Origin of the sequence: Solwaraspora sp. WMMD791, assembly GCF_029581195.1 — a bacterium.
Classification (GTDB): Bacteria; Actinomycetota; Actinomycetes; order Mycobacteriales; family Micromonosporaceae; genus Micromonospora_E.
In genome coordinates this window covers 6,438,146-6,455,516 of the sequence record NZ_CP120737.1, presented here as the reverse complement: position 1 = coordinate 6,455,516, position 17,371 = coordinate 6,438,146, and the positions used below count along the sequence as shown (strand labels likewise).

At 71.2% G+C, this 17,371-nt stretch carries 13 protein-coding genes; 4 read left to right on the top strand and 9 right to left on the bottom strand.

Annotated elements, in window-relative coordinates; translation table 11 throughout:
• Positions 1-18: 18 nt before the first annotated feature.
• A complete protein-coding gene (cimA, locus tag O7623_RS29145; protein ID WP_282226132.1) occupies positions 19-1,623 on the bottom strand; it encodes a citramalate synthase in 1,605 nt (534 codons plus the stop codon).
• A 401-nt stretch (positions 1,624-2,024) separates the two neighbouring features.
• On the opposite strand from cimA, the gene O7623_RS29140 reads away from it, so the two are divergent.
• Positions 2,025-2,498, top strand: coding sequence for a PRC-barrel domain-containing protein (locus O7623_RS29140; protein WP_282226131.1), 474 nt, complete (start codon positions 2,025-2,027; stop codon positions 2,496-2,498).
• Positions 2,499-2,642: 144 nt separating this feature from the next.
• Positions 2,643-3,383 carry a tyrosine-protein phosphatase gene (locus tag O7623_RS29135; protein ID WP_282226130.1) on the top strand — a complete coding sequence of 247 codons (741 nt, stop codon included), beginning with the start codon at positions 2,643-2,645 and terminating at the stop codon, positions 3,381-3,383.
• 157 nt (positions 3,384-3,540) lie between these two features.
• On the opposite strand, the gene O7623_RS29130 is transcribed toward O7623_RS29135, so the two are convergent.
• Together O7623_RS29130 and O7623_RS29125 are read right to left on the bottom strand one after the other, a co-directional pair.
• Positions 3,541-4,638, bottom strand: a complete 1,098-nt coding sequence (locus tag O7623_RS29130; RefSeq protein WP_282226129.1) for a branched-chain amino acid aminotransferase — start codon at positions 4,636-4,638, stop codon at positions 3,541-3,543.
• Between the two features lie 352 nt (positions 4,639-4,990).
• Entirely contained in the window at positions 4,991-6,022 is a 1,032-nt protein-coding gene (locus tag O7623_RS29125) for a 3-isopropylmalate dehydrogenase (protein ID WP_282229636.1), read from the bottom strand.
• Between the two features lie 225 nt (positions 6,023-6,247).
• Between O7623_RS29125 and O7623_RS29120 the strand changes: the two genes are divergently transcribed.
• Both O7623_RS29120 and O7623_RS29115 read left to right on the top strand, forming a co-directional pair.
• The gene (locus tag O7623_RS29120) at positions 6,248-7,114 is read left to right on the top strand and encodes an FAD:protein FMN transferase (protein ID WP_282226128.1); all 867 of its coding nucleotides are present in this window, start codon (positions 6,248-6,250) and stop codon (positions 7,112-7,114) included.
• A 227-nt stretch (positions 7,115-7,341) separates the two neighbouring features.
• Positions 7,342-7,710: a hypothetical protein gene (locus tag O7623_RS29115; RefSeq protein ID WP_282226127.1), complete on the top strand. Its 369-nt coding sequence runs from the start codon at positions 7,342-7,344 to the stop codon at positions 7,708-7,710.
• Between the two features lie 72 nt (positions 7,711-7,782).
• On the opposite strand, the gene serA is transcribed toward O7623_RS29115, so the two are convergent.
• The 6 genes from serA to O7623_RS29085 all read right to left on the bottom strand — a co-directional run bounded on the left by serA (position 7,783) and on the right by O7623_RS29085 (position 17,276).
• Positions 7,783-9,381 (bottom strand): phosphoglycerate dehydrogenase, encoded by a 1,599-nt coding sequence (gene serA / locus O7623_RS29110; RefSeq protein WP_282226126.1) that lies wholly within the window; start codon positions 9,379-9,381, stop codon positions 7,783-7,785.
• A 289-nt stretch (positions 9,382-9,670) separates the two neighbouring features.
• Positions 9,671-10,906, bottom strand: coding sequence for a mannosyl-3-phosphoglycerate synthase (gene mpgS, locus O7623_RS29105; protein ID WP_282226125.1), 1,236 nt, complete (start codon positions 10,904-10,906; stop codon positions 9,671-9,673).
• Positions 10,907-11,107: 201 nt separating this feature from the next.
• Positions 11,108-12,121 (bottom strand): ketol-acid reductoisomerase, encoded by a 1,014-nt coding sequence (gene ilvC / locus O7623_RS29100; RefSeq protein WP_282226124.1) that lies wholly within the window; start codon positions 12,119-12,121, stop codon positions 11,108-11,110.
• Positions 12,122-12,242: 121 nt separating this feature from the next.
• On the bottom strand, positions 12,243-12,758 hold the full coding sequence (ilvN, locus tag O7623_RS29095; protein WP_282226123.1) for an acetolactate synthase small subunit: 516 nt from the start codon (positions 12,756-12,758) through the stop codon (positions 12,243-12,245).
• A gap of 75 nt (positions 12,759-12,833) precedes the next feature.
• Complete coding sequence (locus O7623_RS29090; protein WP_282226122.1) at positions 12,834-14,729, bottom strand: acetolactate synthase large subunit; 1,896 nt, start codon at positions 14,727-14,729, stop codon at positions 12,834-12,836.
• A 195-nt stretch (positions 14,730-14,924) separates the two neighbouring features.
• Positions 14,925-17,276, bottom strand: a complete 2,352-nt coding sequence (locus O7623_RS29085) for a bifunctional diguanylate cyclase/phosphodiesterase (protein WP_282229635.1) — start codon at positions 17,274-17,276, stop codon at positions 14,925-14,927.
• Positions 17,277-17,371 lie beyond the last annotated feature (95 nt).

Below are 17,371 nucleotides of genomic sequence, written 5' to 3'. Positions count from 1 at the left end.
GCCGTACCACTGAATGTCTCAGACGCCGGCGGACGCGGCGCTGCGGGCCAGCCCGTAGGTCAGCGCGTCGACCAGGGCGTGCCAGCTGGCTTCGACGACGTTCTCGTGCACCCCGACGGTGGTCCAGTCCCGGGCGTTGCCGTCGACCGTCTCCACCAGCACCCGGGTGATCGCCCCGGTGCCCTGGCTGCCTTCGAGGATCCGCACCTTGTAGTCGGCCAGCTGGAAGTCGGCCAGCTCCGGGTAGTGGCTGCGCAGCGCCACCCGCAGTGCCTCGTCGAGAGCGTTGACCGGGCCGTTGCCCTCGGCGGTGGCGATCACCCGCTCGCCGCGTACCCGGACCTTGACGGTGGCCTCGGAGACGACGGCGCCGTCCTCGCGGTGCTCGACCAGCACCCGGTAGGACTCCAGGGTGAACGGCCGGGCGGTGACCGTGCCGCTGTCGGCGGCGAGTTCGGCGCGGACCAGCAGTTCGAACGAGGCGTCGGCGGCTTCGAACGACCAGCCGCCGGCCTCCAGTTCCTTGACCCGCCGGGTGACCCGCGACAGGGCGTCCGGATGGCCGGCCAGGTCCACACCGAGCTCACGACTCTTCAGCTCGATGCTGGCCCGGCCGGCCATCTCGGTCACCAGGATCCGCATGTCGTTGCCGACAACCGACGGGTCGACGTGGTTGTACATCAGCGGATCCACTTTGATCGCACTCGCGTGCAGCCCCGCCTTGTGAGCGAAGGCGGCGGCCCCGACGTAGGCCTGGTGGGTGTCGGGGGCGATGTTGGCGATCTCGGCGATGGCGTGCGAGACGCGCACCATCTGCCCCAGGCAGCCGTCCGGTAGGACCGGCAGCCCGAGCTTGAGTTGCAGGTTGGCGACGACGGCGAACAGGTCGGCGTTGCCGGGTCGTTCGCCGTAGCCGTTGGCGGTGCCCTGGAAGTGCCGGACCCCGGCTTCGACGGCGGCGATGGTGTTGGCCACCGCGCAGGAGGTGTCGTTCTGGCAGTGGATGCCGAGCCGGTCGGCGCCCAGCCCGGTGCGCGCCACCAGGTCGGCGATGGCGGTGCCGATCTGCGACGGCAGCATGCCGCCGTTGGTGTCGCACATGACGACGACCTCGGCGCCGGCCTGCGCGGCGGTGGCGACCACCGACGCGGTGTACGCCGGGTCGTGGCGGAAGCCGTCGAAGAAGTGTTCGCAGTCGAGGAAGACCCGCCGGCCCTCGGCGACGAAGTGGGCGACCGTGTCGGCGACCATCGCCAGATTCTCGGCGGCGGTGGTCCGCAGCGCCCGCTCGACGTGACGGATGTCGGACTTGGCGACCAGGCAGACCGCCGGGGTCTCGGCGTCGAGCAGGGCCCGGACCTGCGGATCGTCGGCGACCCGGACACCGGCCTTGCGGGTGGCGCCGAACGCGACCAGGACGGCGTGCCGCAGGTCGAGTTCGGTACGCGCTCTGCGGAAGAACTCGGTGTCCTTCGGCATGGCCCCGGGCCAACCGCCCTCGATGAATCCCACGCCGAAGTCGTCGAGCAGTCGCGCGACCGCGAGTTTGTCGACCACCGAGTAGCTGATGCCTTCGCGCTGCGCACCGTCACGCAGAGTCGTGTCGTAGACCTGGAAAGTCATCCTGGTTCCTTTCACCGGGTGTCCCGCGCCGCCGCGTCCGCGCCGGGTCCGCCCCTGCCCGCTGATCGGCCTGCCTCGTACGGCCAACAAAAAGACCCCCCGCGGATGCGAGAGGTCTGCGCGCTCGGCGGAGGGTTGCCGGCGCGCTAGGTGCCAATAATGAGTACGAGGCGAGTCACGTAGGGTACTTTGCCACCGAAGGCGGCCAGGTCGGTAGTCGAATCCACATCGCGGGACGGTTACCCGGCCCGTCGCAGCACGGCTGGCCAGTCCCGCCGAGTGGTTCGCCCGGGTCGACAAGTGAACGGCGTCTATCGGCGTCAGGTGTGCGGATCGACCACCGCGGGTATGTCGAGTCGGACAGCGCAGGCATGTTCACGTCAGCGAAGGAGTGAGGTCCGATGAACACGCTCGATCCGCGCCATTCCGCAGCGCAGGCCCCGGGTCTGCCGCCGAACGGCGGTCAGGGTGCCGTCGTCGGCGGTGCTCCGGCCGGGGAGTTCGACCCGTGGCGCTACCGCGACGACGTCGGTGTCGAGGGCACCAACCTGGCCGGCTACAAGGTCGAGGCGACCGACGGCAGCATCGGCAAGATCGACTCCGCCAGCGACGAGACCGACAGCAGCTACCTGATCGTCGACACCGGTCCATGGATCTTCGGCAAGAAGGTGATGCTGCCCGCCGGGGTGGTCGATCACGTCGACCACGACGAGGAGAAGGTCTACGTCGACCGCAGCAAGGACCAGATCAAGGACTCCCCCGAGTACGACGAGACCACCGGGACCGATCCGGCCTACCGCGACACCCTCGGCGGCTACTACGGCGGCACGTACGGTGCCCCGGTCCCGCCGATCGCACCCGGCCGGGTCATCTGACCCCGGTCCGGTACGCAGATCCGCGCCCCCGGTCGTCGCACCACCGGGGCTCCACCGTTCGACAGCGCCGCCGACGCGACGTACCCACGTCGTGGCGGCGGCGCTGGCCTTTCCGATCGGCCGGGGCCGCCCTACCGTGGAGACATGACGACCGCTGCGCTGCGTTCCCTGGCCTTCGCGACCATGTTCAACTTCCGCGACATCGGCGGATACGAAGGACTCGACGGCCGGACCGTCCGCTGGCAACGCATCTACCGGGCGGACTCGCCGCACCGGCTCAGCGGCGACGACGAGCCGATGTTCGCGGCGCTGGGCGTGCGTACGGTGATCGACCTGCGTCGCCCCCACGAGATCGACACCTTCGGCCGGATCCGGCCGGCCGACGGGCTCGACTACCGTCACGTCCACCTGGTGCACCAGGACTGGGACGAGATCCCGTACCAGCCGGAGCAGGGCCCGGCCCGCTACCTGGCCGACCGCTACCACGATCTCACCGAGCAGGCCGCCGACGGGATCGTCACGGCGATGGCGCTGCTGGCGGAGGAGCAGACCGCCCCGGCGGTGGTGCACTGCATGGCCGGCAAGGACCGCACCGGGCTGATCTGCGCGATGACGTTGTCGCTGCTCGGGGTGCCCGACCCGGTGATCGCCGAGGACTACGAGTTGAGCACGACCGGCAGCGCGCAGCTGCTGGCCTGGCTGCGGACCCAGCGGGGCAACGAGCATCTGGTGCCCGAGCCGTTCTTCTGCTGCCCGGCGGAGGCGATGCAGATGTTCCTGACCGAGCTGCGCCAGCGGCACGGTTCGGTCGAGGGTTACCTGCGCGGCGCCGGCCTGCCCGCCGACCGGATCGAGGCGCTGCGCGCGCACCTGCTGACCGACTGACGCACACCTGCTGACCGACCGACCTGCCACGGCCGCACCCGGGGCGGCAAGGTCGACCGGGGGCGGCAAGGTCGACCGGGGGCGGCAAGGTCGACCGGGCCGGGGTGGCGACGGGAAGATCCGCCACACCCGGCCCGACAGTGGTCTCCTTACCGGGTCAGAGCACCCGGTGCACCCAGCCGTCCGGGTCGGCGGCGCGGCCCCGCTGCAGGTCGACCAGGGTCTGACGCAACGAGGTGGTCACCTCACCCGAGCCACCGTCGGCGACGACGAACTCGCCGTCGGCCGACCGGACCCGGCCGATCGGAGTGATCACCGCAGCGGTGCCGCAGGCGAACGCCTCCCGCAGTCGGCCGCTGGCCGCGTCGGCCCGCCACTGTTCCAGGCTGACCGGCCGCTCGACGACCTGGTGGCCGGCGCGCCGCGCCAGAGTGATCACCGATTCGCGGGTGATGCCCGGCAGGATCGCCCCGGTCAGCGGCGGGGTGACCATCGAGCCGTCGTCGTAGACGAAGAAGACGTTCATCCCGCCGAGTTCGTCGACGTAGCGGCGCTCCACCGCGTCGAGGAAGACCACCTGGTCGCAGCCGTGCTCGATCGCCTCGGCCTGCGCCACCAGGGACGCCGCGTAGTTGCCGCCGCACTTGGCCGCGCCGGTGCCACCCGGAGCGGCCCGGGTGTAGAGCGAGGAGGCCCAGACCGTCACCGGTTTGACGCCGCCGGAGAAGTAGGAGCCGACCGGCGAGGCGATCACCGCGTAGAGGTACTCGCGGGCCGGCCGCACGCCGAGGAACACCTCACTGGCGAACATGAACGGACGCAGGTAGAGGCTGCCCTCCTCGCCCTGCGGGATCCACTCACGATCGGCCGTGACCAGGTGCCGCAACGAGTCGAGGAAGACCGGCTCCGGCAGGGCGGGCATGGCCATCCGGGCCGCCGAGGCGACGAACCGGGCAGCGTTGGCGTCGGGACGGAACAACGTCACTCCACCGTCGGCGGCCTGGTAGGCCTTGAGCCCTTCGAAGATCTCCTGGGCGTAGTGCAGGACGGCGGTCGCCGGATCCATCGGGATCGGGGCACGCGGCTCGACGCGGGCGTCGTACCAGCCTTTGCCCTCGGCGTACCGGACGGTGACCATGTGGTCGGTGAAGATCTGCCCGAATCCGGGATTGGCCAGCAGCGCGGAGCGTTCAGCGGCGGCTACCGGGTGCGGATTCGGACGAATCTCGAAATCGAGTTTGTCACCGCCGATCATCGGGCTGACCTCCATGGCGAGAAAACGACGAAGCTGTGTGTCATGCAACTTACCCCGAACGTTCGTTCAGCGGGAACCGGCGCGACGGCCGGCGATGCCGCCATCTGATGATTGGCCGTCGGCACGACCGTCGACGGCCACGGTACGTCGGCGTGCCAACCGGTACGGGGCACCGAACGGTCCACGCGGCGACGCGCGGGTCGACGGTGCCGTACCGGACGGCTCGCCGGATTGACGGGCGCGGACCTGGACCGCCGAGGCGCGTGGCGAGGGCGGGCGCCGGTCGGCGCGGCCGGTGCGCGGTGCGGCACCGGCGGGGGTCGACGGCGGTACGCGGGTCGACCGGCTGGGCTCAGCCCGCCGCGTGGGCGGCGAGCCGGTCACCGATCTCGGCGGTACGCAGCGCGGCTCCCGGCGTACGGGAGGCCAGCTCGGCCGCGACCGCCCGGGTTACTCGCTCGGCCTGCTCGGGATGACCGAGGTGGTCGAGCAGCAGCGACGCGGACAGTACGGCGGCGACCGGGTCCGCGACGCCCTTGCCGGCGATGTCCGGCGCGGAGCCGTGCACCGGTTCGAACATCGACGGGAACTGCCGCTGCGGGTTGATGCAGCCGCTGGCGGCCAGGCCGATGCCGCCGGTGACCGCGGCGGCGATGTCGGTGAGGATGTCGCCGAACAGGTTGTCGGTGACCACCACGTCGTAGCGCTGCGGCTGGGTGACCATGAACATGGCCGCCGCGTCGACGTGCTGGTACTCGGTCTCGATGTCCGGGAACTCGGCCTTGACGTCGGCGAACGCGCGGGCCCACAGCGAGCCGGCGTGGGTCAGCACGTTGGTCTTGTGCACCAGGGTGACCTTGCGACGCTCGCGGCGTGCGGCGCGGGCGAAGGCGTCGCGGATGACCCGCTCGACGCCGTGGCGGGTGTTGAGGCTCTCCTCGGTGGCGACCTCGGCCGGGGTGTCGCGGTGCATGGTGCCACCGGCACCGGTGTAGAGCCCTTCGGTGCCTTCGCGGACCACCACGAAGTCGATCTCACCGGGCTTGACCCCGCCGAGCGGGCTGGTCGTGCCCGGCCAGAGTCGCGACGGCCGCAGGTTGACGTACTGGTCGAAGGCGAACCGCAGTTTGAGCAGCAGGCCGCGCTCCAGCACGCCCGGCGGCACGGTGGGGTCGCCGACCGCGCCGAGCAGGATGGCGTCGTGCTCGGCCAGCTCGGCCAGGACCGAGTCGGGCAGCACCTCGCCGGTGCGGTGGTAGCGGGCCGCACCGAGGTCGTACTCGGTGGCCTCGACGCCGGGCAGCACCGCGTCGATGACCTTGCGGGCCTGCGCGGTCACCTCGGACCCGATGCCGTCGCCGGCCACGACCGCGATCCGCGCCATCGCCACGTCCACTCCTTCGTCGCAGAACCATCGAACGCCTAGCGAACGTTAAGCGATCATCCCGCAAAACGGTACGCGAGTCCCATGATTCGGACACACGCCGATGTGCCGGGCAGCTGGAAGCGCACAGCCACCACACAGCCGGGCCCAACACTTTATCCATGCCGAACGGCTACTGTAGGTGAAGACCGGCACCGGGCGCCGGTGTGAAGGAGAACGCCGACGATGCTGGCACGACGCGCGGCCCAGCCGGAGCCCCCCGACCTGCGGATCGGCGTGGCCGCCGCCGCACCGCCCGCTGATGCGCACTCCCCCGGCCTGCTGGTGGCCCGGCACACCGTCACCACCTCGACCGCCGAGTTCCGGTTCGTCCTGGTCGCCGGTGAGCGGATCGGCCGGCGTGGGCTGAGCGAGGCGATCGCCGACGCGGTGGCCGAGCTGCGGGCGGTCGACGTCACCTACAGTCCACTGCGACCCAACAGCCTGGTCTCCCTGCTGCGCCGGGGCGAGGTGGCCCCGGAGATCTATCCGCCACTGGCCGACATCGTGGACCGGTGCCTGGCGATGCGGGTCGCCACCGAGGGCTGGTTCGACCCGTGGGCGGTCCCCGGCGGGTTCGATCCGGCCGGGATGATCAAGGGCTGGGCGATCGAACGCGCCGCCAGCCGGTTGCGCGCGGCCGGAATCAGTGACTACGCCGTGGTCAGCGGCGGCGACCTGACGGTACGTGGGCACGCGCCACACGGTGGGCCGTGGCGGATCGCCCTCTCCTCGCCCGCCGCACCGGGCACCGCCGACCGACCACCGACAGTGGTGACCATGGTGGACGGCGCAATCGGCACCTGTGGACTGACCACCCGCCGTAGCCCGGTGATCGACCCGCACCGCGGCACTGTGGTGCGGCGGGAATCGGCGGCGACGGTGATCGGCCCCGATCTGGCGGTGGCCGACGGTTACGCGACGGCGCTGTTCGCCGCCGGCCCGGCCGGTCTGCACTGGTTTCCCACCGCCGACGGCTACCAGATGCTGACCGGTGGTCCGACGACGGCCCGGCCAGCTCCCGTGGTCTCGGCAAGTGACCACGGGAGCTGACCGGCGACACGCGCGCTCGGCCCGCGCACCGGGGGTGCCGTCGGCGGGGGCCGACGGCGCGATCGGACGTCACCCGAAGACGTGACCGCACCACGACTTCCCCAGCGACCGCATCGACACGTTATCGATTACCCACAACCGGACGCAAGGACCCAAACTCGCCATCCGGGCCGGTCGACCACCCCACTGGTTGGAATCCTCGACCGGGTGGATGGCACGCTGTGCGCGTGACATTCGATCTAGTCGTATGGGCGTTGGACGATCAGTCCACTTCGGCGGACGTACACGCCGCGCATGAACTGTGCCGGCAGGGTGAGCACGCCGATGGCGACACCGACCGCCGGATCAGGTCGTTCCACGCCGCGTTGACCGCTGACTACCCGGACCGGGGCGCCGCCGCCACCAGCGAGGAGTGCCCGTGGGCAAAGGTCCCACTACACACCGCAACGGATCACATCGAAATGAATCTCCGCGACACCTGCGACGACGCGGTCCTGCTGGCCATCGAACGGCTGGCCCAGGAGCACGACCTGCTGCTGCTCGATCCGCAGGACGGCTCGGTCTACCCGCCGACGACCAGCGCGCCGACCCGCTGAGCCGACGGCGGTTCGGGGACCGTGTCCCCGAACCGCCGCACCGGTGACGGCTCCCCGACCGCGCCGGGGTGACTACTCGTCGCGCAGGTCGACGACGCTGGCCGCGGTCGCCCCGATCGAACTGGCGGCGGTGCTCAGCGACTCCGCGCCGACCGCCGAGTCGACGGTGAGGGCCATCAGCGCCTCACCGCCGGCGGAACGTCGGGCCACCTGCATCGCCGCGATGTTGACTCCGGCCTCGCCGAGGATCGACCCGATGCTGCCGACCACGCCGGGCCGGTCGGTGTACCGGAAGAACAGCAGAATGCCATCGGCGGTGAGCTCCAGGTCGAACCCGTCGACCTCGGTCAGCCGGATGACGTCGCGACCGGCAGTGGAGACCACGGTGCCCGAGACGCTGACCGTACCGCCGTCGGGCAGCACTCCGCGGACCGTCACCAGGTTGGCCTGCTCGACGGTGTCCGGGTGGGTGACCAGCTCGACCTCGACGCCCCGCTCGGCCGCCAGGTGCGGCGCGTTGACGTAGGTCACCTGCTCCTCGACCACCGAGGCGAACAGGCCCTTGGTCGCGGCGAGCTTGAGCACCGACACCTCGTTGGCGACGACCTCGCCACGCACCTCGACGGTGACGCTGGCCGCGACCACCCCGGCGACCGCGGTGAAGACCTTGCCGAGCCGCTCCGCCAACGGCAGCAGCGGGCGGACCTCCTCGGCGACCACGCCGCCGGCCTGGACGTTGACCGCGTCCGGCACGAACTCGCCCTGCAGGGCCAGCTTGACGCTGCGGGCCACGGCCAGCCCGGCCTTGTCCTGCGCCTCTGCCGTGGAGGCACCCAGGTGCGGGGTGGCCACCACGTTGTCGAAGGCGAACAGCGGCGAGCTGGTGCACGGCTCCTTGGCGTACACGTCGACACCGGCACCGCCGACCCGGCCTTCGGCGAGGGCGTCGGCCAGCGCCTGCTCGTCGACGAGCCCGCCCCGGGCGGCGTTGACGATACGGACCCCGGGCTTGACGATCGCCAGCTCCTTCTCGCCGATCAGACCGAGAGTCTCCGGGGTCTTCGGCAGGTGGATCGAGATGAAGTCGCTCTCCCGCAGCAGCTCCTCCAGCCCGACCAGGCGGACCCCGAGCTGCGCGGCCCGGGCCGGCTGGATGTAGGGGTCGTAGGCGATCAGCCGGGTCCCGAAGGCCGCGATCCGCTGGGCGAACAGCACCCCGATGCGGCCGAGCCCGACGACGCCGACCGTCTTGCCCTGGATCTCCACGCCGGTGTACTTCGACCGCTTCCACTCGCCGGCCTTGAGCGCGGCGCTGGCGCTGGCGGTGTTTCGGGCCACCGCCAGCAGCAGTGCGATGGCCTGCTCGGCGGCGGAGACGATGTTCGAGGTCGGAGCGTTGACGACCATCACGCCACGGGCGGTGGCGGCCGGCACCTCGACGTTGTCCAGGCCGACCCCGGCCCGCGCGACCACCTTCAGTCGGGGGGCGGCGGCCAGCGCCTCGGCGTCGATCTGGGTGGCGCTGCGCACGATCACCGCGTGGGCGTCGGCGAGCGCGGCGAGCAGTGCGGGGCGGTCCGTGCCGTCGACGTGACGGACATCGAAGTCGTGGGCGAGCACGTCGATAGCGGCGGGCGCGAGCTCTTCGGCGATCAGTACGACAGGATTCATGGGTCCTCAAGGTCGTCCGGGACGGGTATCTGCGGCGGTGGGGCGCCGCTCTGCGCCCTACGCTCCCCCGCCCGGGCGTCGCGCCGGCACGGAGGCGGCCTACCCGCGATCGTAGGCGCACCCGTGGACGGCAGGACTCGGGGCCGGGGGTGAGGGCCCTCACAAATCAGACCTAACACCCGTTCGGCCGGGTCGCGCCGTCGGCAGATGTGACGAGGCCCGCGTGCGCGGGTAGCCCGTACCTTCTCCGGAACCGCCCCTGATCACCGCACGGGCCGGGGGCCCGGAATCAGGTCGTGGCGACCGGTCCGACCGGTTGGCGTGGAATCCGGGCCCGGTCGATGACCCCCTCGCCGATCTGCCGGAACGTCTCGGCCTCCGCGTCCAGCGTGTCGAAGAGCAGGTCGAACGCGAGGGAACCGACCGGCGGATAGATCCGCTCGCGCGGCGGCTCGGCACCGGGGGCCAGCGCGCCCTGGGCGACCATGAACTCGACGATCGCCTCCCGAACCGCGGGCAGGCAGACCGGCGAGTGGTAGAGCACGTTCAGCGCCTGCATCCGCATGCCTTGGACGTGGTCTTCGCCCTTGTTGTCGTGGAAGTGCGGGTTGCGGGTCTCGACCTGCAGCACCGGCACCGCGCTGGCCAGCACCGGTGGGCAGTCGGTCTCCAGGACCCCGCCGAAGCGCTCGAACAGGTCGACGTACTCGTAGGGTTCGACGGCGAAGCCGCCGGCCAGCCGTAGTCGCAGCCCCAGCTCGAGACTGAGGGCGTGTTCGCCGGCGTTGCCGGTGGCGATGACCTCGGTGCCGAATCCGGAGTACTCGGCGATCAGCCGGTTCAGGAAACTGTTGGTGATCTCGGAGCTGCGGCCCCGGCGGCTGAAGAACAACCGGCCGTCACGCAGCTTGGGCTTGGAGTGCCAGGAGATCCGGACCATCGCGTACGGGCTGTCGGCCAGGTGCAGGCCGGCCGCGTAGACCTTGCAGTACTCGTGCACCGCACCGGGGACGTAGTTGTCCGCGTCGACGTAGCCGACGTACCGGCGACCGGTCAGCGCGGCCACCGCCATGCCGATCAGCATCGCCTCGCCCTTGCCGGTACGGACCAGCCCGCTGTCGTCGATCAGCTCCGGCATGCCGGCCGCCTTCATGGCGGCGGCCAGTCCGGGATCGCGCTGATGCACGGTGATGGCCGGGCGGTCGGCGGACCGGCAGAACTGCTCGACCGTGTGGGCCTCGATTTCGTAACGGTCCACCGGCTGCCGGGCGCTGTTGGACACCAGCACGATCAGGCAGTCGTGCGGAATACCGGAGAGCACTCCTTCGATCACCCTGCGTGTCTCGTTCATGCAGGGAATGACCACCACCAGATCACGTTCGATCGTGCGGATGTCGTCCTGTGAAACGAGCCCACGCTCCAGGTCACCCGTGGCATCCCCCGAGTCCAGCTCGATGACACGCTGAAGCTCATGGATGCGAACGGCACCGAAGCGCTCCGTACGGTGCGATTGCTCCAGACGCATGCGGGGCACATTACCCGAGCCCCGCATTAACTAGCTGTAACCGTAGGTCAATTACCGGTACCAGTGGCCAACTACCCGGAATCGACCCCGAGCCGCAATCTTCCGGTAACGCAGGCACCGACGATATCGCCACAGAGCCCGCCACCAACTACCTTCGGTGACGGGCTCCGTGGTTGGCCAGCGCCGCTGGCCGTGCCTGGCTCAGGCAGTCTCGGTGATCGGCCGGTCGACCCAGCTCATCATGCCGCGCAACTTGCGACCGGTCTCCTCGATCGGGTGCGCCGCGCCCTCGGCCCGCCACTTGGCGAAGTTCGGCCGGCCGGCGTCGTCCTCGGCGATCCACTCGCGGGCGAACTCGCCCGACTGCACCTCGGCGAGGATCTTGCGCATCTCGTCCTTGACCCGGGCGTCCACCACCCGCGGCCCACGGGAGTAGTCGCCGTACTCGGCGGTGTCCGACACGCTGTAGCGCATCCGCGCGATGCCGCCCTCGTACATCAGGTCGACGATCAGCTTCAGCTCGTGCAGGCACTCGAAGTACGCGATCTCCGGCGCGTAGCCGGCCTCGGTGAGCACCTCGAACCCGGTCTGCACCAGCGCCGCCGCACCACCGCAGAGCACCGCCTGCTCACCGAACAGGTCGGTCTCGGTCTCCTCCTTGAACGTGGTCTTGATCACGCCGGCCCGGGTGCCACCGATCGCCTTGGCGTACGCCAGGGCCAGATCGAAGGCGGTGCCGGTGGCGTCCTGCTCGACCGCGACCAGCGCGGGCACGCCCTTGCCGTCGACGTACTGCCGGCGCACCAGGTGACCGGGGCCCTTCGGGGCCACCATCGCCACGTCCACGTCGGCCGGCGGCGTGATGAACCCGTACCGGATGTTCAGGCCGTGGCCGAAGAACAGCGCCTTGCCGGCGGTCAGGTGCGGCGCGATGGCCTCGGCGTAGAGCGACCGCTGCGCGGTGTCCGGCGCCAGCACCATGATCACGTCGGCCTCGGCCGACGCCTCGGCCGGGGTCAGCACCCGCAGCCCCTGCTCCTGCGCCTTGGCCCGGCTCTTGGAGCCCTCCGGCAGGCCGATCACGACGTCGACGCCGGAGTCACGCAGCGACAGCGCGTGGGCGTGGCCCTGGCTGCCGTACCCCAGCACGGCGACCTTCTTGCCCTGGATCAGGCCCAGGTCGGCGTCGTCGTCGTAGAACACCTCTGCGGTCATGACTTCCCTCTCGTGTGTCCGGCCACGGTGGCCGGCGTTCTCTTCCGGGCGGCAGCTGTCTGCCGCAGGCTCTTCCGGGCGGCAGCGGTCTGCCGCGGGTCGACGGGTACGGCGTACCCGGTCAGGCGGCGCGCAGCGCCGGGCCGGTGGTGATCGACCGGGATCCGCGCCCGATCGCCACCAGGCCGGACTGCACCATCTCCTTGATCCCGAACGGCTCGAGATCGCGCAGCAGCGCCTCCAGCTTGTCCGAGGTGCCGGTGGCCTCGACGGTGAGGGTGTCCGGTGCGACGTCCACCACGCGGGCCCGGAACAGGTTGACCGTCTCCAGCACCTGCGAGCGCATCGCGCGGTCCGCGCGGACCTTGACCAGCAGCAGCTGGCGGGCGACCGACACCGCCGGGTCGAGTTCCACGATCTTCAGTACGTTGACCAGCTTGTTCAGCTGCTTGGTCACCTGCTCCAGCGGCGACGACTCGGCGTCGACGACGATGGTGATCCGGGAGACCTCCGGATTCTCGGTCTCGCCGACCGCCAACGAGTCGATGTTGAACCCGCGCCGGGAGAACAGTCCGGAGACCCGGGCGAGTACGCCGGGCTTGTTCTCCACCAGCACGGAGAGCGTGTGCTTGGTCATCATTTCCTCGTCATGCTCGGATGGGCCGGATGGTCACAAGGTCGTTGCCGTGGGTCGCACGGCACAGTTCGCGCGTCACAGGTCGTCGTCGTCGAAGGCGGGCCGGACGTCGCGGGCGAACATGATCTCGTCGTTGCTGGTGCCGGCGGCCACCATCGGCCAGACCATCGCGTCCTTGCCGACCACGAAGTCGATCACGACCGGCACGTCGTTGATCTCCATCGCGGCGGCGATGGTCTTGTCGACGTCGGCGGCGTTCTCGCAGCGCATGCCGACGCAGCCGAGCGCCTCGGCCAGCTTCACGAAATCCGGGATCCGGTGCTTGTGGGTGCCCAGGTCGGTGTTGGAGTAGCGCTCGTTGTAGAAGAGGGTCTGCCACTGCCGGACCATGCCCAGGTTGCCGTTGTTGATCAGCGCGATCTTGACCGGGATGCCTTCCAGGGCACAGGTGGCCAGCTCCTGGTTGGTCATCTGGAAGCAACCGTCGCCGTCCACCGCCCACACGGTCGTCTCCGGCCGGCCGACCTTGGCGCCCATCGCCGCCGGGACGGCGTAGCCCATCGTGCCCAGTCCGCCGGAGTTGAGCCAGGTGTTCGGCTTCTCGTAGGAGATGAACTGCGAGGCCCACATCTGGTGCTGTCCGACGCCGGCGACGTAGATCGCGTCCGGCCCGGCCAGCTTGCCCAGCCGCTGGATCACGTACTGCGGCGACAGCGTGCCGTCGTCGGGCTCGTCGTAGCCCAGCGGGTAGCGCTCCCGCAGGTCGTCGAGGGTGGCCCACCAGTCGGTTCGGTCACCGGCACCGGCACCACCGCGCGGCGCCGCCACCGGCCGGCTGCCGGGCGGTCCGCCCCGCTGAGCGACCTGGTACGCCTCGATCAGCTCGTCGATGACGTGCCGGGCGTCACCGACGATCGGCACGTCGGCGGTCCGGTTCTTGCCGATCTCGGCCGGGTCGATGTCGGCGTGCACCACCGCCGCGCCGGGGGCGAACGAGTCCAGCTTGCCGGTGACCCGGTCGTCGAAGCGGGCGCCGAGGGCGACGATCAGGTCCGCCTTCTGCAGCGCGTACACGGCGGCCACGGTGCCGTGCATTCCGGGCATGCCCAGGTGCTGCGGGTGCGAGTCGGGGAAGGCCCCTCGGGCCATCAGCGTGGTGACCACCGGGATGCCGGTCAGCTCGGCGAGCCGGAGCAGGCCCTCGGTGGCCTGGGCCTTGAGCACCCCACCGCCGACGTAGAGCACCGGCCGGCGGGCACCGGCCATCAGCCGGGCGGCCTCGCGGATCTGCTTGCCGTGCGGGTGCAGGGTGGGCCGGTAGCCGGGCAGGTCCAGCGTCGGCGGCCAGGTGAAGGTGGTCTGCGCCTGCAGGACGTCCTTCGGGATGTCGACCAGCACCGGTCCGGGGCGGCCGGTGGCCGCCAGATGGAACGCCTCGGCCAGCACCCGGGGGATCTCCTCGCCTGACTGGACGAGGTAGTTGTGCTTGGTGATCGGCAGGGTGATGCCCTGGATGTCCGCCTCCTGGAAGGCGTCGGTGCCGATCATGGGCCGGGCCACCTGGCCGGTGATCGCGACGATCGGCACCGAGTCCATGTAGGCGTCGGCGATCGGCGTGACCAGGTTGGTGGCGCCCGGACCGGAGGTCGCCATGCAGACTCCGACCCGGCCGGTGGCCTGGGCGTAGCCGGTGGCCGCGTGTCCGGCGCCCTGCTCGTGCCGGACCAGGATGTGCCGCACCGTCGAGTCGTACAGCGGGTCGTAGGCCGGCAGGATCGCCCCGCCCGGGATACCGAACACGACGTCGACGCCGAGCGCCTCCAGGGACCGGACCAGCGAGCTCGCGCCGGAGACCTGCACCGGCGCGGCCGGCGGCGGGCTTACGGCGTTGGCGAGGGTGGCCGGGGTCGGCGCGGCCGCCGCGGCCGGGTTGGCGCGGTGGGCGAGGGTCTCGGGCGTGGGTCTCGTCATGACGATTCAGGCCTTCAGCTCAGTGGTCTCGTGACAGGGTCTCGGCGGAAATCCGGCAGATGGGACCAATCGGCCGGAACCGGCTGGGGTACGGCAATAAAAACGGCCCTCGTGCAGATGCACGGGGCCAGCGCACTCTCGACGGGAGAGTGCGCTCAGGTAAGTACTCGAGACGACAGAGTCAGCGACATGGGGCTAAGCCTGACGCATCTCACGCGATGAGTCAACTGATCTCACATCCTGGACCGGCGGTGTCGGGTCCACGCCGGTGGGCTGCGACGACGTGCCCGACCGGCTGCCGGATCCCGGTTCCGTACGCGACGGTGACATCTCCCGCCGGCGGACGCCGGCGGACGTCGCCGCCGCCAGCATCGCCTCCAGATGCTCGGCCGGTACCCCCCAGCCGAACAGCGCACCCTGACCGAACCGGCAGCCGGCCTCCACCACCACCGCCAGCTCCGCCTGGTTCGTCACCCCCTCGGCGATCACCTCCAGGCCCAACTGGTGCCCCAGCCGCATCACCACGTCGACCATCGGCGCGAACGCCCGGCGACCGGGCGACGGTGCCACCGGCGGCCCCTGCTCCGCCACCAGGCTGTGATCGATCTTGAGGATGTCGATCGGCAGGTTGCGCAGCTGCCCGAGCGACGAGTAGCCGGCACCGAAATCGTCCAGGGCGATCCGTACGCCGGTGGCCCGCAGCGCCGTCAACCGGCGGATCAGCTCGGCCAGGTCCCGGGCGACCGCGTGCTCGGTCACCTCCAGCACCAGTCGCTGCGGCGGCACCTGATGCCGGCGCAGCGCCTCGTCGACCTGCAGGACGTAGGCCGGCGCGTGCAGCTCGTGCGGCGAGACGTTCACCGACACCCACACGTCGTGCCCCTCGGCCAGCCAGCGGGCCAGCTGCCGGCACGCCTCGTCGAGCACCCACGCCCCCAGACGGTTGATCATCCCGCACTCCTCGGCGAGCGGGATGAACTCGTCCGGCGGCACCCGACCCAGCTCGGGATGGTGCCAGCGGATCAACGCCTCGGCGCCGACCGGACGCACCGACGGCACCGCCACCACCGGCTGGAAGGCCAACCGCAGTTCGTCGCGGTCGATCGCCCCCCGCATCTCGTGCTCCAGCAGGGTCCGCCGCCGCTGGGCCTGGTCGTAGGAGACGTCGTACTGCTCCACCCGGTTCTTGCCCCGCTGCTTCGCCGCCCGCAACGCCAGATCGGCGTTGCGCAGCAGCGTCGGCACGTCCGGGGCGGTCGACCGGCACGCCATACCGATGCTCGCCGAGACGTAGATCGGCCCCTTGTCGTGCGGGTACGGCTCGTTGAGCACCGCCAGCAGCCGGGCACCCAGGCGGTGCGCCGCCTCCGCGTCCGCCACCGGCAGCAGGACGGCGAACTCGTCGCCGCCGAGGCGGGCGGCGACCCCGGCACCGCCCACCTCGGCCGCGAGCCGACGGCCGACCTCGATCAGCACGGCGTCACCGACGTCGTGGCCCTGCATGTCGTTGACCGTCTTGAAGCCGTCCAGGTCCAGCGCGATCAGCCCGCCGGGGCGGGCGTCGGCGGCCCAGTCGTACAGCTCCCGCAGCAACGCCCGACGGTTGGCCAGGCCGGTCAGCGGGTCGGTGTACGCCAGGTTGCGGTAGTGCGCCTCGCGGTTGGCCAGCTGGTCGGCGTAGCGGCGCACGTCGAGCAGGGCCACGTACTGCCGGGCGACCAGGACGAAGCCCTCCAGGCAGCCGACCAGCACGGCCAGCGGGCTGAACGCCCCGCCGCGCAGCGTGTGGTAGAGGCCGGCGGCGGCGATCACCACCATCGGCAGGAACACGTAGCCGGACCCCCGGCGAACCGCCGCCGGGCCGGCGTCGACACCGCGCGCCGCCCGATGCGCGCCGTAGCGCAGCAACAGCAGCCCCACCGGCAGCACCGCCGCGCAGGCGAGCACCAGCCCGGTCCCGGCCGCACCCGCCCCGACGGCCACGCCGGTAGCGGCGAACCCGACCACGAGCGCACCGACGCCGCTGAGCACCGGACCGTCGTCGCCCGCCCCGGTCACCTGCAGCGCGTTCACCACCGTCACGCCACCGATCGCCGCGAGCGTGGCCAGACTCAGCAGCAGCCCCCCGGGCGTGGCCGGGGTGGCCGGGCCGAGCAGCCGGGTCGGCTCGACCACCAGCACCCAGCCGGTGAACCACAGCGCGGCACCGACCGCGAGGCAGTCCAGCAGATGCCGCAGCGTCGGCGTGGGACGCCCGGCCGCCGGCAGCCGCAACAGCCCCCAGGCCAGCAGCAGGCCGCTGACCGCACCGCCGACCGCGACACCGGTGCCGAGCAGTGCGCGCGGAGCCTCGTACCGCTCCCCTTCGCCGACCAGCGTCACCACCGCGACCAGGGCGACCAGGACGCTCGCGGTGAACCCGCCGGCGCCGAGCGCGGCGAGCCGGTACGCCCGCCGCAGCGCCCCGGTCAGCCGACGGCCGGCGAGGAACAGCCACACCGTGCCGAACGCAGCCGCCACCCCGCTCGCCAACGCGAGCGCCTGCATGCCCGGGGGGAGGTGCACGCCACAACTCTGCCGGATCGGTGTCGCGCCGTGGTGCCGGGGTCGGCCCGCCGGCCAGCAAACATCCCGACACGTGA